This is a genomic window from Oceanobacter mangrovi (assembly GCF_019740315.1).
GTDB classification, from domain to species: domain Bacteria; phylum Pseudomonadota; class Gammaproteobacteria; order Pseudomonadales; family Oceanobacteraceae; genus Oceanobacter; species Oceanobacter mangrovi.
Genome location: NZ_JAHXZR010000003.1, coordinates 79,666 through 99,659 on the forward strand (window position 1 = coordinate 79,666; position 19,994 = coordinate 99,659).

Sequence of the window (19,994 nt, forward strand, 5' to 3'; positions counted from 1 at the left end):
GGAACGGTTATAAGGGAGCTTGTCTGTATGTCGGTACGAGGTTTGTTCATCCTGGGGGCTCTGGCTACGGCCCTGGCCGCGTGTGGCGGCGGTGGCTCAGTCGCTGACGCAAATACAGGCGGTGGTTCGACAGATTCTGACACCTCAACAGGTTCCTCCGGAGCAAGTGTCAGCGCCGCTTTGGGAAGCGGGACAGGCGCTGATTTTGAAGAAGGTGCGATTACGCTGTCTGCAGATTATGCTCTGGTTGGTGGCAATATTACTGTGTCAGTCGATGGTGTTGATACCAACAGCACCAATGAAGCACTGACCGACAGCTATCGATATACCTTCGCTGCGGCATGTTCCTCCGCCGAGTTTTCCATTACCAGTACCTACAGTACGACCAACTCTGTCAGCTCTGTTTACCGTAACAAGGGCTGTGCAGATGGAGATACAATCACCGTAAGCATGTATAACGGTGACACCGGTTCGCTCATTGATACTGCGACGGCAACGATTGAAACCGATTACCCCGCTCTTGGAACTGGATCTGGCGCGTCTTTCATTGAAGGTGAACTGGATGGTGATCTGGAAGTGACTGATGATGAAGGCACTGAGCTATCGGTTAACCTGGTTAACCCGCTGGACTCCAATGCCTTGATAACCGATACCGGCTATGTCGCTCGTTGGTTTAGTGACTGCGATGACGGCAGCTTCACCATTGCGCGTGCGACCAATTCCTCCGGTACGTTTGATAATCAATATTTGGCAGATTATAGCAGCTGTGCTGGTGATAATACCGTCACTGTGTTGGTTTCTGGATCTGATACATCATCCTGTAGCCTTGCTGATACCAGTGGTTGCTACGCGGTTCTTACTGAAACAATTGAAGTTACTTTGGGGGAGGATCCCCAACTTGGCGTAATCGTTGACGACGCTTTTTACAGCGAACTGCTGGTTAATGGCGTGCGTGAGAGCGAATATGGAGATTCTCCGACCTCTGCTAGCGTGGATGATAGCCTGAAGCTGTCTGCTGGCGGCACCATGCTGATTAAAGCCAATATTGTTGATGCCAATGACAGTGATGCGCAAATTTCCGGAACAACTTACGGCGTAACCCTGGAGTCAAGCTGCGTCGAAGATGGAACTGCAACGCTGGATGAAGAAGAGAAAACGACAACCAATGGCGAGGTGCGTTTTACCTACACTGCAGCAGGTTGCCTGTCAGATTCCTTCAGTGCTTATCTGTATACGGTCGTTGATGGCGAACTAACAACTCGCATCAACAGCGAAGCTATTACCGGTATTATTTTTATTCAGTCGGCTGAAGTCGGTGGGATCAGTTTTGACAGTGTGTCTGAGGCTTATTTGTCTCTGAAAGATATTGGTGACCCGGTATTGCCGAAACAATCCGTAGTAACTTTTACGGTTGTCGATCAGCAGGGAGAGCCGGTTGAAGGACAAGAGGTAGATTTCAGTCTGAACAACACGACCGGAGGTATTACTCTTGGTAGCGGGCTTACGACTGACACCGATGTTACAGACTCCAGTGGCCAGGTGACGGTGATTGTAAATTCCGGCTCAAGTCACGCTGTTACTTCTGTCCGTGCCACTACGTTGTCGGGGTCTGGTGTTGAAATCAGTACTAACTCCCAGCCAATTACGATCACTACCGGTATTGCTGATCAGGATAGTTTTGATATCGCTGTCGACGTGTTTAACCCGCGGGCGTATGACTTTAATGGGACCGAAGTTTCTGTGACTGTCTATGCCGCTGACCAATATCAAAACCCGGTTGCAGATGGAACAACAGTGAACTTCACTGCAGAAAGTGGAACGATTGAAAGCTCCTGTGAAACATCTGGTGGGACTTGTTCTGTGACCTGGTACAGCAGCGGTACTCGCCCGGGTAACCATGCTACAAGCTTGCATCGAGTCAACGAACTCTATCCTGTTGATGATCCATCAACGACAGATGATGAAACCCTGAATACTATTTTGGGCATGACAACGATTACGGCCTACTCCATTGGTGAAGGCGGCTATACAGATACCAATGGAAATGGCTTGTTTGATGTACTGACTTCTGGGGATCCTGAGCCATTTGTAGGTTTGGCAGAGGCTTTTCGTGATGATAACTGGAATGGTGCTGTGGATACTTACAACAGTGCTCCAGTTGAGTTTTTCGCTGACTTCGATTCAGATGAAGTCTATGACGATACCGAATCAACTGTTTACCAAGGTGTGACTTGTTCGGATAGTGCTGTGGCTCTTGGGCATTGCGCCAACCTGGCTCATGTTCGTCAGTCTATCCGGATCATTCAGAGCGACTCCAATGTCGTAATGCGTTTGTATACCTCTGCTGATGGTGTCAACTTCACAGAGGTGGATGACATTACTCTTGGGGTGTCAGGAACTTTCTATGTATTGCTACAGGATGGCAATGGGAATTTCCCGGCAAGCGGAACATCTCTTGCGTTGTCTGGAAGTGGCTATGATGTGTTCGGCAGTTCAGGTGATGTCGGTAACTCGCTGGGATATTTGCTGGAAGAAGACAGTAGCTATACGGGCTTACCGACTTTTGGCCGCTTGTATAATGTTTCATACACAGCTGAGGACGAACCAGAGAATATTGAAATCACTGCTTCTGGCGATGAAGCGAGCCTTACTGTTCGTTTAACCCCCTAATATTTACTGGTAAGGACGCAGCTTTCAGATCAATCTGAAAGCTGCGATTTTTGTTATCATCCGTCACTGATAATTTCCCAGTGACGGATGATTGCATGTCTCATCTCAAAAACGACCGTTTCCTCAAGGCTCTGCTGCGTCGGCCGGTAGACCGTACTCCCATCTGGATGATGCGTCAGGCTGGCCGTTACTTGCCAGAGTATCGCGAGTCTCGTGCCAAAGCCGGTGACTTTATGTCGCTGTGTATGAATCCTGAACTGGCTTGTGAAGTCACCATTCAGCCGCTTGATCGTTATCCACTGGATGCGGCAATTCTGTTCTCGGATATTCTGACCATTCCGGATGCCATGGGGCTGGGGCTGTATTTTGAGGCCGGTGAAGGTCCACGCTTTAACAAGATCATCCGCACTGAAGCCGATGTGCAAAGTCTGTCTGTGGTGAATACTGAAGCGGATCTGGATTATGTACTGAAAGCCGTGAGCACTATCCGTTCTGAACTGAACGGTCGTGTGCCTTTGATTGGTTTCTCGGGGAGTCCGTGGACGCTGGCGACCTACATGGTCGAAGGCGGCTCTTCCAAGGACTTCCGTCACGTCAAGGCGATGATGTATGACACGCCGGAAGTGATGCATCAGCTGCTGGATACGCTGGCAAAATCCGTTATTGATTACCTGAATGCCCAGATTCGTGCCGGTGCCCAAGCGGTACAGATCTTTGACACCTGGGGTGGTAGCCTGAGTGATGTTTGCTATCGTGAATTTTCACTCAAGTACATGAAGCAAATTGTTGATGGTCTGATTCGCGAGCACGAAGGTCAGCAGATCCCGGTGATTTTATTCACCAAGGGTGGTGGTCAGTGGCTGGAGTCGATGGCTGATACCGGTGCTGATGCCTTGGGTCTGGACTGGACAACAGATATCGGCAATGCCCGTAGCCGTGTCGGTGACCGCGTTGCCCTGCAAGGCAATATGGATCCTTCGGTACTGTACGCTTCGCCAGCGACCATTCGTAACGAAGTCAAACGCATCCTCGACAGCTATGGCCAGGGTTCCGGTCATGTTTTCAACCTGGGGCATGGCATTCACCAGTTTGTGAATCCGGATCATGCCAAGGCGTTTGTTGAAGCTGTGGTTGAGCTGAGCCCGGCCTATCACGGCTAAGTTCTCTGGCCCCGCACTCAGAGGGGCCATTTGTTATCCTCATTGCTGAAAGCTATCACGGACAGGTGGTTTATCCTCTAATTCGCGGAATCATGATAAGGTTCTGCGGTCTTTACAACGCTTGAAGTTCGCTTCTGATGCCTTGGTACGACCCGACCAGGATAATGGACTCAAATAGATAGGGCCTTACCTCTATATGAACGTATTGTGGATTCTGCTGTTGCCCATGCTGGGCATAATGGCGCCGCTGATCACCGCCAGGATGGGGCGAACTGCCTGCGCCTGGGCTACTGCTATTGCTCCTTTTGCGGCTTTGGTGATTCTGCTGCGCCAGACGCCGAAGATTTTTGCCGGTGAAGTCGATACCTGGTGGCAGGAGTGGATCCCATCGCTGGGGCTGAATCTTTCGTTGCACCTCGATGGTCTGGCTTATCTGTTTGCGCTATTGATTCTGGGCATTGGCCTGCTGGTGATTCTCTACGCTCGTTATTATCTGTCCGAGCGGGATTCGATGCCGCAGTTCTACGCTTCGCTGATTTTCTTTATGACCGCCATGCTTGGTGTGGTGTTGTCGAATAACCTGATTCAGCTGTGGCTGTTCTGGGAGCTGACCAGCATCAGCTCGTTCCTGTTGATCAGCTACTGGTCCTATCGCAGTGATGCCCGCAAGGGCGCACGTATGGCGCTGGCGGTGACTGGTGCCGGTGGTCTGGCCTTGTTGGCGGCGCTGCTGTTGATTGGTCATGTTGCCGGTACTTACGAACTGCGGGAAGTGCTGGCGATGGGCGATACCCTGCGCTTCAGCGATTATTATCCGATTATTCTGGTGCTGTTCCTGTTGGGAACCTTCACCAAGTCTGCCCAGTTCCCGTTCCATTTCTGGTTGCCCCACGCGATGGCGGCACCGACTCCGGTTAGTTCCTACTTGCACTCGGCCACTATGGTGAAAGCCGGGGTGTTCCTGATGGCGCGTTTCTATCCGGTGTTGGCAGATACCGATTTCTGGTTTATTGCGGTTTCCCTGACCGGTATGGCGACTCTGTTGGTGGGCGCTTACACGGCGCTGTTCAAGCATGACCTGAAGGGGCTGCTGGCGTACTCGACCATCAGCCATCTGGGTCTGATTACCCTGTTGTTGGGGTTGGGTAGTGATCTGGCGGCCGTGGCCGCGGTGTTCCACATCATTAACCATGCGGTATTCAAGGCGTCGCTGTTTATGGCGGCGGGTATCATCGACCACGAATCCGGCACCAGGGATATGCGCAAGCTGAATGGCTTGTGGAACTACATGCCGATCACCGCCACGCTGGCGATGGTGGCGGCGGCTTCGATGGCCGGGGTGCCCTTGCTGAACGGCTTCCTGTCGAAGGAAATGATGTTCGCCGAAACCCTGCGACAGGACACCCTTGGCGCCTTGTCCTGGTGGATTCCGCTGCTGGCAACCATCGGTGGGGCGTTGGCGGTCGCTTACTCACTGCGCTTTATGCATGACGTCTTCTTTAACGGCGAGCCAATAGACCTGCCGAAAACCCCGCACGAACCGCCACGTTATATGCGGGTGCCGGTTGAAGTGCTGGTGGTCCTGTGTCTGCTGGTAGGAATTTTCCCGCAATTTATGGTGGGTGACTTGCTGAATGCGGCGTCTGGCGCTGTGTTGCAACGGCCGGTGCCGGAGTTCAGCCTGTCGATCTGGCACGGCTTTAATGTGCCGCTGGCGATGAGTGCTGCGGCCGTCACCTGTGGCGCACTGATCTATATTAACCGCCGTCATCTGTTCCAGTTTCAGGGCCAGTTCCGTGAGCTGGATGCCAAACTGATTTTTGAAGGCGCTGTGCAGCAGCTGGTACAGCGCATGACGGCGGTACATGAGTGGATTGAAAATGGCTCGTTGCAGCGGGCGATGTTCCTGATGTTACTGCTGGCGCTGGCAATGATGGCATCACCGCTGTTTTCGATGCTGGCGGTGGAAGGCCTGCGGCCGCAGATTCCCACCAACTGGGTGGTGACCTTCTGTACCGGCTTGCTGATCGTTTCAACCATACTGACGGTTTGGTGGAGCCATCGGCGTTTGCGGGCACTGCTGGCGCTGTCGGTGGTGGGGCTGATCGTATCCATTGCCTTTGCCTACTTCTCGGCACCGGATCTGGCGCTGACCCAGTTGTCGGTGGAAGTGGTGACCATTCTGCTGTTCCTGCTGGCACTGTTCTTCCTGCCGCAGCACAGCCCGGCGCTCGACAGCTCGCTGCGGGTGATTGTGCGCGACCTCGGCGTTGCCACCCTGTTTGGCAGTGTGGTGGGTACCATCTGTTATGCCATGCTGACGCGGCCGCTGACGTCGATTTCCGATTTCTTCCTCGCCAATTCCAAGACCGGTGGTGGCGGTACCAACGTGGTGAACGTGATTCTGGTCGACTTCCGTGGCTTCGATACGCTGGGCGAAATTACCGTTCTGGGTATCGCCGCATTGGGCATTTACAAGTTGCTGGCGCGCATCGCCCTGGCTATGCCATCGGCTGACAGCAACGGGATTCCGTGGTCAAAAGAGCGCCGCTCGGTACTGTTGGCGCTGGTGTCACAGAGCCTGTTGCCGCTGGCGCTGCTGGTATCCATGTACATTTTCCTGCGCGGTCACAATATGCCGGGTGGTGGTTTTATCGCCGGATTGATCACTGCAATTGCGCTGATCCAGCAATACGTTGCCCATGGCGTTGAATGGATGAAGGAACGTATGCCAATCAACTATCAGGCACTGATCGCCAGTGGCCTCTGTATCGCTATTCTGTCTGGCGTCGGTAGCTGGTTCTTTGGCCATAATTTCCTCAAGACCTGGTACGACTATTTCTATCTGCCGGGCGTTGGCAAGTTTGAGCTGGCCAGCGCCATGGTATTTGACCTCGGAGTGTATTTGACTGTGATCGGTGCAACCCTGCTGATTCTGGCCAACCTCGGCAAGATGACCACTTCTGAACGTCTGCGTGCGGGAGATCAATAATGGAATTCAGCTTTGCCATTGCGGTTGGCTTCCTCACCGCTGCCGGTGTGTTTCTGATGCTGCGGGGCCAGACCTTCCCGGTGATTCTGGGGCTGACGCTGTTGTCCTACGCCACCAACCTGTTCCTGTTTGCCAGTGGCCGCCTGGTCATTAACGGTGCAGCCATTTTGGGCAGTTCGGAAAATTACACCGATCCACTGCCGCAGGCGCTGGTACTGACTGCAATTGTGATTGGCTTTGCGATGACGGCGTTTGTCATCATTCTGGCGATTCGGGCCCGCACCGACCTGGGTAACGACCAGGTCGATGGCCGTGAGTCGGCACTGGATATCTCGGCTGAGTACAAGAGCCGCAAGGAGCGTCGCGAGTCATGACCCACTTGCCAATCTTGCCGGTACTGGTGCCGCTGGTGACCGGTGCCTTGATGTTGATTCCGCCGTTTAATGAAGTGAACAATCGTCAGCGGGCATTGGGAACGCTGGCGTCGCTGATCATGCTGGCGGTGGCTGCATTGCTGGTCATCACGGTCGATCGTGATGGCACACTGCTGTACGCGGTCGGTGAATGGCAGCCGCCGTTCGGAATTTTGCTGGTGGTCGACCGCCTGTCAGCCATTTTGCTGTTGCTGACCTCGGTGCTGGTACTGGCCGTACAGCTGTACGCCAGTGGCGGTGACGACGCCGAAGGCCGCTTCTTCCAGCCGCTGCTGATGTTTCAGGCGATGGGGATTCAGGGCGCTTTCCTGACCGGCGACATCTTTAACCTGTTTGTCTTCTTCGAAGTGCTGCTGATTGCCTCCTACGGTCTGGTGATCCATGGCGGCGGCAAGCAGAAGACGGCTGCCAACCTGCATTATGTGATCCTCAACCTGGCGGGCTCGGCACTGTTCCTGATTGGTCTGGGTATCCTTTACGGTACTTTCGGCACTCTCAACATGGCCGATATGGCGCGGGTCGCGAGTTCGATTGAGGGCGGTGACCTGACGCTGGCAAAAGCCGGAGCCTTGTTGTTGGTAATTGTCTTTGGCCTCAAGTCGGCGATGTTGCCGCTGCATTTCTGGCTGCCAAAAACCTATGCGGCTTCACCTGCGGCGGTCGCGGCCTTGTTTGCGATCATGACCAAGGTGGGCATCTACAGTCTCTGGCGAGTGCATGGCGCTATCTTTGGTGAACAGGCCGGCGGGCTGGCCAATGTGGCCTTGCCCTGGTTGTGGCCGCTGGCCTGGCTGACTTTGCTGATGGGCATTATTGCAGTGCTGGCGAGTCAGACCCTGCGTTCACTGGCGGCCAATCTGGTAATTATTTCGGTTGGCAGTTTGTTGCTGATGGTGGCGATGCCATCCGAGCAAACCACCAGCGCCGGTTTGTATTATCTACTGCACAGTACGCTGGCGACCGCGCTGGTGTTCCTGCTGGCGGGGATGATTGTGGCGCAGCGCGGCAAGGCGGAAGATCGTTTTGTCGCCGCTCGAGCTGTCAGCCAGCCATTGTTGCTGGGTAGTCTGTTTTTTGTCGCGGCGCTGGCCTTGATCGGTATGCCGCCGTTGTCCGGTTTTATTGGCAAGGCGCTGATGATGAAAGCGGCATTGCAGCAGGGCGAAGCCGGCTGGATCTGGCCGCCATTGTTGCTTGCCAGCCTGGCCGCGCTGCTGGTGTTGTCGCGGGCGGGCAGTACGCTGTTCTGGCGTGTGCGCGACGGCAAGCCGGGTACCGCCCAGGCGCATCCGTTGCAGCTGGTCGGTGTCGGCGTGCTGTTACTGGCACTGGTGTTGATGGTGGTTGGTGCCGGCTGGCTGACCGACTACACCGCCGCGGCGGCACAAGGTCTGTATCAGGGCATTGATACCCGAGTGTTGCCGACCGGAGGTGCATCATGATCAAACGCCTGTTCCCGATGCCTATACACACGCTGATTCTGCTGCTGGTGTGGCTGTTCCTGAACGACTTCAGCGTTGGCCATCTGATTCTGGGTTTTATCATCAGCGTTGGCATCTGTCTGATCGCCGCCCCGCTGATGGACGAACACCCGACGGTCAAACGTCCATTATTGGCGCTTCGTTATGCCCTGATGGTGCTGCTGGATATCATCAAGTCCAACTTTGAAGTGGCGGTGCGGGTGTTGTCGCCCAACGCCAGCTTGCGGCCGGGCATGGTGGCCTTGCCGCTGGATCTCGAAGGCGAGTTCCCGCTGGCGGTGCTGGCCAGCACCATTTCACTGACGCCCGGTACGGTCAGCGTGGACTTTTCTGAAGATATGAAATGGCTCTACGTGCACGTGCTGCACATTGATACCGAAGAGGCTGTGATCCACTTGATCAAGCAGCGTTACGAGCAGCCGCTGAAGGAGATTTTTGCATGCTAGATCAGGTCTTGCTGGGCGTGGCTGTACTGGTCGGGCTGGCGCTGGTGCTGAATGCCTGGCGTTTGATTATCGGCCCAACCGTTACCGATCGCATCCTGGCGCTCGATACCATGTACATCAATTGCATCGCCCTGATCATCTTGCTGGGCATTTATTTTGATACCAGCCTGTTTTTCGAAGCGGCGCTGTTGATTGCCATGCTGGGTTTTGTTGGCACTGCAGCCTTGTCGAAATACCTGCTGCGCGGCGACATCATTGAATAGGAGTGACGCTTATGTCTCTGGTTGAATGGATCGCGTCGTTCTTGTTGGTGATGGGCGGCGTGTTTGTACTGATCGGGGCGGTTGGCATGGTCAAGCTGCCGGACGTCTACACCCGTTTACATGCGCCGACCAAGGCCACCACGCTGGGTATTGGCTGTATCCTGATCGCTTCCATGTGCTTGCATGCGGTGCGGGGTGAAGGCTTTGCGATTCAGGAGCTGGTTATCAGCCTGTTCCTGTTTATCACGGCACCGGTATCAGCTTACATGATTGCCAAGGCAGCCCTGCATCGGCGCGTGCCGATGCGTGACGGGACTGTGAATATGGCGTTGGCCGAACAGGCCCGGGAGCGGCAGTCGCCAACGGCTGTGCCAGGCTCTGCGACTCAGCAGCCGTCTGAATGACGGCTGCTGAGGCTGTTGAAACCAGGTTTGCTGAACCGGCTCAAATAGCTTCCAGCGCCTGCTGCAGCTTGTCGACCGCAATAACCTGCATGCCTTCAATCGGCTGCCGGGGAGCATTGGCTTTCGGCACAATAGCCCGCCGGAAGCCGTGTTTGGCGGCTTCACGAATACGTTCCTGACCGGATGGTACCGGGCGGATTTCGCCAGACAGACCCACCTCACCAAACACAATGGTGTCTTGTGGAATCGGCGTATCCCGGAAGCTCGACAGTGCCGCCACTAACAGCGCCAGGTCGGCGCTGGTTTCGTTGACCTTCACACCACCAACCACGTTGATATAAACGTCCTGATCGCCCAGATGAATACCGCCGTGGCGGTGCATGGCCGCCAGCAGCAGGTTCAGACGGTTCTGGTCGAGGCCAACGGCCACTCGTTTGGGATAACCCTGATGGCTGTCGTCGACCAGCGCCTGAATCTCGACCAACAGCGGCCGGGTGCCCTCCCAGATCACCATTACCACGCTGCCGGGTGAGGCTTCTTCGCCACGACTGAGGAAGATCGAACTGGGGTTCTTCACTTCCCGCAAACCACTGTCGAGCATGGCAAACACCCCCAGCTCATTGATGGCGCCAAAGCGGTTCTTGATTCCACGCAAGGTGCGGTAACGGCTGTCACCCGAGCCTTCCAGCATGATCGAACAGTCGATCATGTGTTCGAGTACTTTCGGGCCTGCGAGAGTGCCGTCCTTGGTGACGTGACCGACCAGCAACAATACCGTGTTGGTTTGCTTGGCGAAGCGGGTCAGCATGGCGGCACTTTCACGCACCTGCGAGACGCTGCCGGGCGCCGACTCCACTCCTTCGACATGCATCACCTGAATCGAGTCGATGACAACGATGGCGGGCTTGTGTTGCTGCAGCGTATGAATCAGCTGTTCGACACTGGTTTCGCTCAACATGCTGAGCTGGTTGGTCGGCAGCCCCAGCCGATGGGCACGCATGGCTACCTGTTGCAGGCTTTCTTCGCCGGTCACATACAGCGCCGACATCTGGCTGGCCAGGTTGCACATGGTTTGCAACAGCAGAGTCGATTTGCCAGCCCCCGGATGACCGCCAATCAGAATCGCCGAGCCGGGTACCAGACCGCCCCCTAACACCCGATCAAATTCCTGCATACCAGAGCTGAAACGCGGCTGTTCGGCCAGATCCACTTCGGCCAGACGCTGGATGCCGTTCTGTCCGGCACTGCCAGCATAACCACCAAGACTGGCGCTGCGGGCCGGGGTTTTGGCGGCGCTGACAACAAATTCCTGCAGCGTATTCCAGGCCCCACAACCGGAGCATTGACCCTGCCATTTGGAGTGGTCGGTACCACAGTCGTTACATACGTAGGCAGTCTTCTTTTTGGCCATAAGTCTTTACACCGTTGGGGCTGCTGGATCATCCTTCGACGCCGGGCGACGGCTGGTCGCGGCAAAACAATAACAGGAAAGGATGATACCAGATGAAATTCGAGACCCAGGTGATTCATGCGGGATTTGCGGATGATCCAACGACCCGCGCGGTGGCAGTGCCGATTTACCAGACCACCTCTTACAGCTTCCGCGACACCCAGCATGGTGCCGATCTGTTTGATCTGAAAGAACCGGGCAATATTTATTCACGCATCATGAACCCGACCAACGACGTGCTGGAACAGCGGCTGGCGGCGCTGGAAGGCGGTATTGGTGCGCTTTGTATGGCGACCGGGATGGCGGCGATTACTGCGGCGATCCAGACTGTCGCCCGCGCTGGCGACAACATCGTCAGCGTCAGCCAGTTGTACGGCGGCAGCTACAACCTGTTCGCCCATACCTTTCCACAACAGGGCATTGAAGTGCGGATGGCATCCGGCAACGACGTTGCTGCGCTGGAGGCTCTGATCGACGACAACACTCGCGCCGTCTTCTGTGAATCCATTGGCAACCCGGCCGGTAACGTGGTGGACCTGCAGGCCATCTCTGATATGGCTCACCGTCATGGCGTGCCGGTGATTGTGGACAATACGGTTGCGACACCCTACCTCTGTCGGCCGTTCGAGTTCGGCTGTGACATCGTGGTGCACTCGCTGACCAAATACATCGGCGGCCACGGCACCACTCTGGGTGGTGCGATTATCGATTCAGGCAAGTTCCCATGGAAAGATAACCCGCGTTTCCCGCACTTTAACCAGCCAGACCCGTCCTATCACGGCGTAGTGTATGCAGAAGCCTTCGGTCCGGCGGCCTTTATTGGTCGCGCCCGTGTGGTTCCGCTGCGTAGCATGGGTGCAGCGCTGTCGCCCATGAATGCCTTTCTGCTGATGCAGGGGCTGGAAACCCTGCCGCTGCGCATGGACCGCCACTGTGAAAACGCCCAGCAAGTGGCGGAATATCTGCTGGCGCATGAGGGGGTCAGCTGGGTCAACTACGCTGGCCTGAAAGAGAGTCCGTATTACGAAGTGGCTCAGCGCATGACCGCTGGTCGGCCATCGGCGATCCTCAGTTTTGGTATCAAGGGTGGCAAGGAAGCGGGCGCGCGTTTTATTGATGCACTGCTGATGATCAAGCGACTGGTGAACATTGGTGACGCCAAGAGCCTGGCCTGTCATCCAGCCACTACCACCCACCGTCAGCTGAATGACAAGGAGCTCGCCAGCGCTGGTGTGTCGGCGGATCTGGTGCGGATTTCGGTGGGCATCGAACACGCGGACGACATCATTGCTGATATCCAGCAGGCTCTGGAAGCAGCACTGGCGTAAGTCGCCGGTTGCTGTTGCACTGCAGAAGACTGAAGGGTCGGGCATAATAGCGGCCTTTCAGATTCCCTCTGGCCCTTTATTTACGCCTTACATTCCGGAGTTGCCATGTCGTTTGGACGCCATATTGCCTTGCTGAGTTTTTTGTTGTCGATGGGCACTATTGCCATCACCTATTGGGTGGCGGCAATCCAGGGCACGGCGGAAATCTGTAATCCGTTTCTGGACGGCTGCACCGACATCACCCACACCGGCATGAAAGGCGACGCCGGTTTTATTTTCCGTGGTGGCATGATTGCCGCCTGCGTTTATTTTGTGATCTGGTGGCTGCTGATGTCGGTCTGGCTGCAGCCGGTGGCAGGCAAGATCAGCCGGGGCTTTATGAGCTTTTTTGGCATTCTGGCGGCAGTCGGGCTGGCGGTTGGCACCGCAGTGTTGTTGCCGGAAAAATCCGCCACCAACTGGCCGGTGCATGTGCGTGGTGCCAATCTGTTTTTTCAGGGCATGCTGGTCGCGCTGACGATTAACTATGTGTTGATTTTCAAGGGCCGTCGCAACGGCCTGGTGGTGCCGTCGTTCTGGTTCAAGACTGCTCTGATGGTGCTGTTGTGGCTGCAGTTTGTGGTGTTTGCCGGGGTCACTATCGGAGTTGAGATGAACCACGGCAAACGACTGATCGAGTGGTGGGCAACGCTGTTTATCGGCTGTTATTTCCTCACCAGCTGGTGGGACTGGAAAAATCTGCGAGTGCAGGCTGGCTGAGCCGGGCAGCTCTGGCATCACGCCAATACCATTATGCAGGCGGGACGCCTGCTCTCCCTGCCTGTTAGAAATCACCCCAGACATACTGGAGAACCGATACCGCCGCCAGCGCTGCGGTTTCGGTACGCAGAATCCGTGGCCCCAGAATCAGGCCATTGAAACCAGCCTGTTGCGCCTGCGCCACTTCCACTTCGGTAAAACCACCTTCAGGGCCAACCAGCAAGGCAACGGACGTCGGCTGCGACTGCTGCGCCAGCGGCTGCTGGTTGTGCGGATGCAGAATCAGTTTCAGTTCGGCCTGCAGTTGTGAATACCAGTCGTTGAGGGTCATGACCGGCAGAATCTCCGGAATACGGTTGCGGCCGCATTGTTCACAGGCGGAAATTGCCACCTTGCGCCAGTGTTCCAGTTTCTTGTCCATGCGTTCGCCTTTCAGGCGGACATCGCAGCGTTCGCTGATCAGCGGAGTAATCTGGCTGACACCCAGTTCAGTGGCTTTCTGGATGGTGAAATCCATCTTGTCGCCCTTGGAAATCACCTGGCCCAGATGAATTGGCAGGGCCAGTTCGTTATCCGTGCTATTGATGCTTTCGACCGTCACCATGGCGCGTTTTTTACCAGCTTCTGTGATCGACGCCAGGTACTCGTTGCCGTCGCCATTAAACAGTCGGATCGGATCACCTGCCGCCATCCGCAGCACCCGCAACAAATGAATACTGGCCTGTTCTTCCAGTTCCAGCTGCTGATGGGTGACGAGAGTTTCGGGGGTGTAAATGCGAGGGGCCATGTTGATTTCCAAACGCCAGCGACAAGCCGCGCATGATAACAAGGCCTTTGGGGTCTAGTCAGTCGTTGCTGATGTCGGTTGGTACTTGCTGGCGTTGTTCGGCTGCGGCTTTCATTTGCCGTCGTTGCAGCTGCATCATGTGCTGGATCAACACTTCGCGGTCGGCTTCGGTGAGGTTGGCGAAGGCGGCGCGGACCTGACTCAGGCCTGTGTTAGAGAGTACTTCCAGCTCAACAAGATGGGCGTCGAGCACGAGGTTGGCGTGGTCCGGCAGCAGCGTCAGATGCAGCCGCAGGTATTCGGCCTGCTGCAGATTCATGCTGGTGACGAAGCGGATACCACAGGCGCTGAGATTGATGTCGACCGGGTGATCGGGAATCGCCACGTTGGGATCGAGTTCCAGTCCGGCAACCCGGTTGAGTTTCTGGTTCATCAGTTTTAACAGCTGCGCCAGCTCGCTGTCTTTGGATTCAACCCGATACAGCAGGGTCGAGATCTGCTGTTCCAGTTGTTGCAGCGACCCCATTTCGGCATTGATTTGCTGCAGCTGCTCAATCACTTCAATGCCGAGCAGGGCGCGGTCATCCAGACGAAAATACTCGCGCCGTTCAGTGCCGTCCCAGTCGTTGTGATGATGATCAGAAAATTTCATTTGGTCTCAGCTCAAAGTCTTCCGGCGTTGCGTTAACGGCGTCGTTGATTTTATTCATGTCTGGCTGGATTTCCGGTTTGTCATCATCCGAGTTATCTGCCGTTTTGATAATAATGATTTCGACCCGGCGGTTACGGGCGCGGGCGGCATCATTGTCGTTCGGCACCAGCGGATGTGAGGCGCCATGCCCAACCACCTGGAAGCGATTCTCGTCCAGTTCCGGGGCGATGAACAGCTCCTGGGCAAAGGCTACCGCGCGGGCGGCCGACAGTGCCCAGTTGGAACGGAAGCGGCCGCCGCTGACAGGAATGTCGTCGGTATGGCCTTCCACTGAAATCAGCCCCGGAATCGTCACCAGTGCTGCCCGGATTTTGTCGATCACCGGCAGGAAACGATCTTCAATGTAATCGGAACCCGAGGCAAAGGCACCGCGTTGCTGGATACGGATAATAATTTTCTGGCCAACGGTTTCGACTTCAATCTGGCCCTGGGCGATCTCTTCTTCCAGCGTATTGGCGACCTGCAAGGCATTGTTTTCTGTTGCCTCATCCGTCGTGAGGTCGTTGTTGGACTCAATGGTAATCTGGCGGCTCTGACGGCCTTCATCACCCTGGGCTTCCTGCTGCTGGGTGATTTCGTCCTGGCACATCACTTCCAGCGAACTTTTGGTGATATCGCTGGTTTTCTGACGGACTTCGTTGATGGGCGTAGGCTCCGGGATCGAAGGGCTGAACTGGCGGGCGATCACACTGGTGCCTTTCGGAGGGTCGCTGGCATTCACCAGTGTCTGAACCCCGAATGCTTCCCGTAATTCACCGGCCAGTCGCTTGAACTTCAGTGCGTCCATTTCGGAAAACGACAGCAGCAGCACAAAGAAGCACATCAACAGCGACATCAGGTCGGCGAAGGTTGCCAGCCAACCGGGTAACCCCGCCGGACAGGGTGGACATTCCTGTTCTTCTTCAGCAGACATACGTCTTAATCTCCTGAAGTCGTACGTTTGCCTTCAGCAATATAGGCCTGCAGCATGGATTCAATCACGCGAGGGTTCTGGCCTGCCTGAATGGCCAGCAGGGCATCAATAATCATTGCCCTTAGACGATCTTCCTCGCCTTTACGCAGGCGCAGCTTGTCCGCCACTGGCAGCGCAAACATGGTTGCCAGCATGGCGCCGTACAGCGTGGTCAGCAGCGCCACGGCCATGGCCGGACCAATGGTTTTCGGATCGTCCATATTCGCCAGCATGGCCACCAGACCAATCAGGGTGCCGATCATGCCCATCGCCGGGCCGGTATCGCCGAACGATGAAAAAATAGCGGCGCCGACGTCATGGCGCTCGGAGGCCAGTTTGGCCTCCTTCGACAGAATGGTGCGGACGACGTCAGGATCATGGCCGTCGACCAGCAACTGGATGCCCTTGCCAAGGAAATCATCGCTGACCTCCTTGCCTTCGAGTGACAGCAAGCCGCCCTTGCGCGCCAGCCCCGCCAGTTCAACGACTTCTTCGATGATGGTTTCCGGTTTGCTGAGCTTGAAGGAAAAACCCTTGCCCATGACCTTGCCGAGCCCAAGCATATGGCCGAGCTCAAACTTCATCATCACGGCAAATAAACTGCCGCCAAACACAATCAGGATGGAGGGTACGTTGATGAACATACCAATGTCGCCACCCATCACCATTGCCATTACGACAATGGCAAATGCGCCGATTAAACCTACCAGTGTTGCCAGATCCACAATGGCTCCTTGCTGAATTCACAGAACCCAAAAAAGAGTTTAGTCAAACATCCGGTTTATTCCTGTCAGGGGGCAAAATTCACCCCTCCAGACTTGTTGTTGATCAAGCCAACCGCTACTGTTGCGGCTTCGAATAGGGTGTAGATATGTCTGAAAAGCAATCCTTCAATTTTGAGCAGTCGCTGGCGGAGCTGGAAAGTCTGGTCGAAAAAATGGAAAGCGGCGCACTGACACTGGAGCAGTCGCTGGGCGCTTTCGAACAGGGCGTGCGGTTAACCCGCGCCTGTCAGCAGGCGCTGACCGACGCTGAACAGAAAGTCCGTTTGCTGACTGAAAGCAATGGCCAGAGTGTAGAACAGCCCTTTGTGGCTCCAGGCCAGGGCGACTTCGAATGACCGACTTGAGTGTTCGCCTGCAACAGGTGCGCGCCCGCATGGATGAACTGTTGCCAGCCGCTGTGCAGCAGTTACAAAGCCGTGATCCGCGACTGGCTGATGCCATGGTCTATGGCCTGCTGAACGGCGGCAAACGCCTGCGGCCGGTACTGGCGCTGGCGGCAGCGGAAGCGGTTGGTGGTTCCGCTGTCGCCGCTGAAACGGCGGCGGTAGCGATGGAAATGATCCACAGCTACAGCCTGATCCACGATGATCTGCCTGCCATGGACGACGACGACCTGCGTCGTGGCAAGCCAACCACCCACATCGCCTTTGATGAAGCCACTGCCATTCTCGCCGGTGACGGCTTGCTGACCGGTGCTTTTGAAGTTTTGCTGGCGGATGACAGCCTGCAGCCGCAACAGGCTCTGGCGATCAGCCGGGTATTGGCACAGGCCGCCGGAGCGGCCGGTATGGTGGGTGGTCAGAGCATCGACCTTGGCCACGTCGGCAAGGCGATGACGCTGGCAGAGCTGGAATACATGCATCGTGGCAAAACCGGTGCGCTGATTCGGGCTTCCGTACAAATGGGCGCTATGGCTGCCTGCTGGCCGTTATCAGAACAGCAACAGCAGGCGCTGACCGCTTATGCTGACGCTATTGGGCTGGCCTTCCAGGTGCAGGACGACATCCTTGATGTCGAAGGCGATACTGCCACGCTTGGCAAGCAGGCGGGTGCCGATCTGGCGTTGAACAAACCCACCTATCCAGCCCTGCTGGGCATGGATCAGGCGCGTGCCAAGGCCGCCGAGCTGGTGGCGCAGGCTCATGCCGCACTGCAGCCGTTACAGGCGCAGGGTGGTGAAATCGGCTTGCTGCAACAGATCGCTGATTACGTGATTGAGCGCGATCATTAATCTGACCGCTGCGCTGGTTGATTAACGGCTGTTTATTAACGGTTGTTTATTAACAGCGCTGCACTTTTGCCGGTGCATTGCCGTCATAACGGCCGGGAATAGTGATTAGCCTACTCAAGCAGGCCTGCAATCGTTAGAATGGCTACCTTTTTCGCCAATACGTAGCAGCATCCGTCACCTGTCAGGTGCTCAACGACCGGAAACTCGACACTGATGTTCACCGAAATACCGAGTTTGCGTCCGGATACCCCAATACTGGATGCCATTAACAGTCCCGCTGATCTGCGTGCCCTGCCTCCCGAACAGCTGAAACCCCTGTGTCAGCAACTGCGCGAGTACCTGCTTTACAGCGTCGGTCAGTCGGGTGGTCATTTTGGTGCCGGTCTGGGGGTGGTCGAGCTGACCGTGGCGCTGCATTACGTATTTGATACGCCAGACGATTTGCTGGTGTGGGACGTTGGCCATCAGGCTTATCCACACAAGATTCTGACCGGCCGTCGCGAGCAGCTGCCGACCATTCGAACCGAAGAAGGCCCTGCGGCATTTCCAACCCGTTCCGAAAGCCCCTACGATACCTTTGGTGTTGGCCATTCCAGTACGTCCATCAGCGCTGCTGTTGGCATGGCTCTGGGTCTGCGTCAGCAGGGCAAGGAACAGAATGTTGTTGCGGTGATTGGAGACGGGGCTATCACGGCAGGCATGGCGTTTGAAGCGCTCAATCACGGTGGTCATGAAAATGCCGACGTGCTGGTGATCCTCAACGACAACGATATGTCGATCTCCAACAACGTCGGCGCGCTGAATAAATATTTCACCCGCATCTGGTCGAGCAAAACCTACTCAGCGATGCGGGCGGGCAGCAAAAAGGTACTGGAAAAACTGCCAGCGGCCTGGGAACTGGCTCGGCGTACCGAAGAGCATATGAAAGGCATGGTGTCGCCAGGCACTCTGTTCGAAGAGCTGGGCTTCAACTATTACGGGCCGGTCAACGGCCATGATATTGACGAACTGCTGCTGACACTGAAGAACCTCGCCAAGCTCAAGGGGCCGCGCTTCCTGCACATTGTTACCCGCAAGGGCAAGGGCTTCGAACCGGCTGAAAAAGACCCGATTGGTTACCACGCACTGAAACCGCTGGCCGTCTCTGCGGCCCCGGCAGTGGTGAAAAAACCAACCTACTCAAACATTTTTGGTGAGTGGCTGTGTGACATGGCCGCCGCTGACAAGCGCCTGGTCGGTATTACCCCGGCGATGCGTGAAGGCTCGGATCTGGTGCGTTTCTCGCACGAATTTCCGGATCGCTATTTCGACGTGGCGATTGCTGAACAGCACGCCGTGACGTTGGCAGCAGGTATGGCCTGTGAAGGCAGCAAGCCGGTGGTGGCGATTTATTCGACCTTCCTGCAGCGCGCCTACGACCAGCTGATCCATGATGTGGCCTTGCAGAATCTCGACGTGCTGTTTGCCATCGACCGCGCTGGTCTGGTCGGCGAAGACGGCCCGACCCACCACGGCGCCTACGATCTCAGCTACCTGCGCTGTATTCCGAACCTGCTGGTGATGACACCGTCGGATGAAAATGAGTGTCGGCAGATGCTCTATACCGGCTACCAGCACGAAGGTCCGGCAGCGGTACGTTACCCGCGTGGCAGCGGCACCGGTATTGAGCCGGACAGCACCATGACGGCATTGCCAATCGGCAAGGGCCGCATTGTCCGGCAGGGCACGGCTGCGGCAGGTCAGCGTGTTGCGCTGCTGGCGTTTGGTGCGCCACTGGCCAATGCGCTGGTGGTTGCTGAGCAGCTCGATGCGACGGTGGCGGATATGCGCTTCGTCAAACCGCTGGATCACACTCTGGTCGCTGAACTGGCTGCCAGTCACGACCTGCTGGTCACGCTGGAAGAAAACGCCACCATGGGTGGTGCCGGTTCGGCGGTTCTGGAATCACTGGCTGAACAAGGCATTGCGGTCCCTGTGCTGCTGCGTGGTATCCCGGATCGTTATATTGAACACGCGACTCCTGCCCGTCAGTGGCAGGATATCCAACTCGACTGCGGTCAATTGCTGGAAGCCGTCGCCAATCGTCTGGCTGGCCTTAACAAGGCGAGCTGATTCTGTTTTCAGACACGGATTTCACCGC

At 56.0% G+C, this 19,994-nt stretch carries 18 protein-coding genes; 13 read left to right on the plus strand and 5 right to left on the minus strand.

Annotated elements, in window-relative coordinates; translation table 11 throughout:
- Positions 1 to 27: 27 nt before the first annotated feature.
- The 8 genes from K6123_RS07160 (at position 28) to K6123_RS07195 (ending at position 9,850) form a co-directional block, all read left to right on the plus strand.
- Positions 28 to 2,670, plus strand: a complete 2,643-nt coding sequence (locus K6123_RS07160; protein ID WP_221795810.1) for an Ig-like domain-containing protein — start codon at positions 28 to 30, stop codon at positions 2,668 to 2,670.
- A 95-nt stretch (positions 2,671 to 2,765) separates the two neighbouring features.
- Positions 2,766 to 3,830 carry a uroporphyrinogen decarboxylase gene (gene hemE / locus K6123_RS07165; RefSeq protein ID WP_221795812.1) on the plus strand — a complete coding sequence of 355 codons (1,065 nt, stop codon included), beginning with the start codon at positions 2,766 to 2,768 and terminating at the stop codon, positions 3,828 to 3,830.
- Positions 3,831 to 4,026: 196 nt separating this feature from the next.
- Positions 4,027 to 6,822 (plus strand): monovalent cation/H+ antiporter subunit A, encoded by a 2,796-nt coding sequence (locus tag K6123_RS07170; RefSeq protein WP_221795815.1) that lies wholly within the window; start codon positions 4,027 to 4,029, stop codon positions 6,820 to 6,822.
- Positions 6,822 to 7,196 (plus strand): Na+/H+ antiporter subunit C, encoded by a 375-nt coding sequence (locus K6123_RS07175; RefSeq protein ID WP_221795818.1) that lies wholly within the window; start codon positions 6,822 to 6,824, stop codon positions 7,194 to 7,196. The genes K6123_RS07170 and K6123_RS07175 overlap by 1 nt, the downstream gene beginning before the upstream one ends.
- Positions 7,193 to 8,698, plus strand: coding sequence for a monovalent cation/H+ antiporter subunit D (locus tag K6123_RS07180; protein ID WP_221795821.1), 1,506 nt, complete (start codon positions 7,193 to 7,195; stop codon positions 8,696 to 8,698). Before K6123_RS07175 ends, K6123_RS07180 begins: the two co-directional genes overlap by 4 nt.
- Positions 8,695 to 9,183 (plus strand): Na+/H+ antiporter subunit E, encoded by a 489-nt coding sequence (locus K6123_RS07185; RefSeq protein WP_221795823.1) that lies wholly within the window; start codon positions 8,695 to 8,697, stop codon positions 9,181 to 9,183. The genes K6123_RS07180 and K6123_RS07185 overlap by 4 nt, the downstream gene beginning before the upstream one ends.
- Positions 9,177 to 9,446, plus strand: a complete 270-nt coding sequence (locus K6123_RS07190) for a K+/H+ antiporter subunit F (protein WP_221795825.1) — start codon at positions 9,177 to 9,179, stop codon at positions 9,444 to 9,446. Before K6123_RS07185 ends, K6123_RS07190 begins: the two co-directional genes overlap by 7 nt.
- An 11-nt stretch (positions 9,447 to 9,457) precedes the next feature.
- On the plus strand, positions 9,458 to 9,850 hold the full coding sequence (locus tag K6123_RS07195) for a Na+/H+ antiporter subunit G (RefSeq protein WP_221795828.1): 393 nt from the start codon (positions 9,458 to 9,460) through the stop codon (positions 9,848 to 9,850).
- A 40-nt stretch (positions 9,851 to 9,890) separates the two neighbouring features.
- Here the strand turns inward: K6123_RS07195 and radA are convergent, their stop codons facing one another.
- Entirely contained in the window at positions 9,891 to 11,261 is a 1,371-nt protein-coding gene (gene radA / locus K6123_RS07200) for a DNA repair protein RadA (RefSeq protein ID WP_221795831.1), read from the minus strand.
- A gap of 92 nt (positions 11,262 to 11,353) precedes the next feature.
- Between radA and K6123_RS07205 the strand changes: the two genes are divergently transcribed.
- Positions 11,354 to 12,628 carry an O-acetylhomoserine aminocarboxypropyltransferase/cysteine synthase family protein gene (locus K6123_RS07205; RefSeq protein WP_221795834.1) on the plus strand — a complete coding sequence of 425 codons (1,275 nt, stop codon included), beginning with the start codon at positions 11,354 to 11,356 and terminating at the stop codon, positions 12,626 to 12,628.
- Between the two features lie 105 nt (positions 12,629 to 12,733).
- Positions 12,734 to 13,387, plus strand: coding sequence for a Frag1/DRAM/Sfk1 family protein (locus tag K6123_RS07210; RefSeq protein ID WP_221795838.1), 654 nt, complete (start codon positions 12,734 to 12,736; stop codon positions 13,385 to 13,387).
- A gap of 64 nt (positions 13,388 to 13,451) precedes the next feature.
- Here the strand turns inward: K6123_RS07210 and K6123_RS07215 are convergent, their stop codons facing one another.
- The 4 genes from K6123_RS07215 to pomA are packed head-to-tail and all read right to left on the minus strand — an operon-like array spanning position 13,452 to position 16,563.
- Positions 13,452 to 14,174, minus strand: a complete 723-nt coding sequence (locus K6123_RS07215) for a 16S rRNA (uracil(1498)-N(3))-methyltransferase (RefSeq protein ID WP_221795841.1) — start codon at positions 14,172 to 14,174, stop codon at positions 13,452 to 13,454.
- A gap of 58 nt (positions 14,175 to 14,232) precedes the next feature.
- Positions 14,233 to 14,826, minus strand: a complete 594-nt coding sequence (locus tag K6123_RS07220; RefSeq protein WP_221795844.1) for a PilZ domain-containing protein — start codon at positions 14,824 to 14,826, stop codon at positions 14,233 to 14,235.
- The gene (locus K6123_RS07225; protein ID WP_221795847.1) at positions 14,813 to 15,799 is read right to left on the minus strand and encodes a flagellar motor protein MotB; all 987 of its coding nucleotides are present in this window, start codon (positions 15,797 to 15,799) and stop codon (positions 14,813 to 14,815) included. The genes K6123_RS07220 and K6123_RS07225 overlap by 14 nt, the downstream gene beginning before the upstream one ends.
- 5 nt (positions 15,800 to 15,804) lie before the next feature.
- The gene (pomA, locus tag K6123_RS07230) at positions 15,805 to 16,563 is read right to left on the minus strand and encodes a flagellar motor protein PomA (protein WP_221795850.1); all 759 of its coding nucleotides are present in this window, start codon (positions 16,561 to 16,563) and stop codon (positions 15,805 to 15,807) included.
- Between the two features lie 146 nt (positions 16,564 to 16,709).
- Here pomA and K6123_RS07235 point away from each other — a divergent pair, with 146 nt between their 5' ends.
- The 3 genes from K6123_RS07235 to dxs all read left to right on the plus strand — a co-directional run bounded on the left by K6123_RS07235 (position 16,710) and on the right by dxs (position 19,966).
- Entirely contained in the window at positions 16,710 to 16,958 is a 249-nt protein-coding gene (locus tag K6123_RS07235; protein ID WP_221795853.1) for an exodeoxyribonuclease VII small subunit, read from the plus strand.
- Positions 16,955 to 17,854 carry a polyprenyl synthetase family protein gene (locus K6123_RS07240; RefSeq protein ID WP_221795856.1) on the plus strand — a complete coding sequence of 300 codons (900 nt, stop codon included), beginning with the start codon at positions 16,955 to 16,957 and terminating at the stop codon, positions 17,852 to 17,854. Before K6123_RS07235 ends, K6123_RS07240 begins: the two co-directional genes overlap by 4 nt.
- Before the next feature lie 213 nt (positions 17,855 to 18,067).
- Positions 18,068 to 19,966 carry a 1-deoxy-D-xylulose-5-phosphate synthase gene (dxs, locus tag K6123_RS07245; protein WP_221795859.1) on the plus strand — a complete coding sequence of 633 codons (1,899 nt, stop codon included), beginning with the start codon at positions 18,068 to 18,070 and terminating at the stop codon, positions 19,964 to 19,966.
- Positions 19,967 to 19,994 lie beyond the last annotated feature (28 nt).

Excerpts from the sequence above, each read along its gene's own strand:
- K6123_RS07160 (WP_221795810.1), top strand. The coding sequence starts at position 28 with ATGTCGGTACGAGGTTTGTTCATCCTGGGGGCTCTGGCTACGGCCCTG.
- hemE (WP_221795812.1), top strand. The coding sequence starts at position 2,766 with ATGTCTCATCTCAAAAACGACCGTTTCCTCAAGGCTCTGCTGCGTCGG.
- K6123_RS07170 (WP_221795815.1), top strand. The coding sequence starts at position 4,027 with ATGAACGTATTGTGGATTCTGCTGTTGCCCATGCTGGGCATAATGGCG.
- K6123_RS07175 (WP_221795818.1), top strand. The coding sequence starts at position 6,822 with ATGGAATTCAGCTTTGCCATTGCGGTTGGCTTCCTCACCGCTGCCGGT.
- K6123_RS07180 (WP_221795821.1), top strand. The coding sequence starts at position 7,193 with ATGACCCACTTGCCAATCTTGCCGGTACTGGTGCCGCTGGTGACCGGT.
- K6123_RS07185 (WP_221795823.1), top strand. The coding sequence starts at position 8,695 with ATGATCAAACGCCTGTTCCCGATGCCTATACACACGCTGATTCTGCTG.
- K6123_RS07190 (WP_221795825.1), top strand. The coding sequence starts at position 9,177 with ATGCTAGATCAGGTCTTGCTGGGCGTGGCTGTACTGGTCGGGCTGGCG.
- K6123_RS07195 (WP_221795828.1), top strand. The coding sequence starts at position 9,458 with ATGTCTCTGGTTGAATGGATCGCGTCGTTCTTGTTGGTGATGGGCGGC.
- radA (WP_221795831.1), bottom strand. The coding sequence starts at position 11,261 with ATGGCCAAAAAGAAGACTGCCTACGTATGTAACGACTGTGGTACCGAC.
- K6123_RS07205 (WP_221795834.1), top strand. The coding sequence starts at position 11,354 with ATGAAATTCGAGACCCAGGTGATTCATGCGGGATTTGCGGATGATCCA.
- K6123_RS07210 (WP_221795838.1), top strand. The coding sequence starts at position 12,734 with ATGTCGTTTGGACGCCATATTGCCTTGCTGAGTTTTTTGTTGTCGATG.
- K6123_RS07215 (WP_221795841.1), bottom strand. The coding sequence starts at position 14,174 with ATGGCCCCTCGCATTTACACCCCCGAAACTCTCGTCACCCATCAGCAG.
- K6123_RS07220 (WP_221795844.1), bottom strand. The coding sequence starts at position 14,826 with ATGAAATTTTCTGATCATCATCACAACGACTGGGACGGCACTGAACGG.
- K6123_RS07225 (WP_221795847.1), bottom strand. The coding sequence starts at position 15,799 with ATGTCTGCTGAAGAAGAACAGGAATGTCCACCCTGTCCGGCGGGGTTA.
- K6123_RS07235 (WP_221795853.1), top strand. The coding sequence starts at position 16,710 with ATGTCTGAAAAGCAATCCTTCAATTTTGAGCAGTCGCTGGCGGAGCTG.
- K6123_RS07240 (WP_221795856.1), top strand. The coding sequence starts at position 16,955 with ATGACCGACTTGAGTGTTCGCCTGCAACAGGTGCGCGCCCGCATGGAT.
- dxs (WP_221795859.1), top strand. The coding sequence starts at position 18,068 with ATGTTCACCGAAATACCGAGTTTGCGTCCGGATACCCCAATACTGGAT.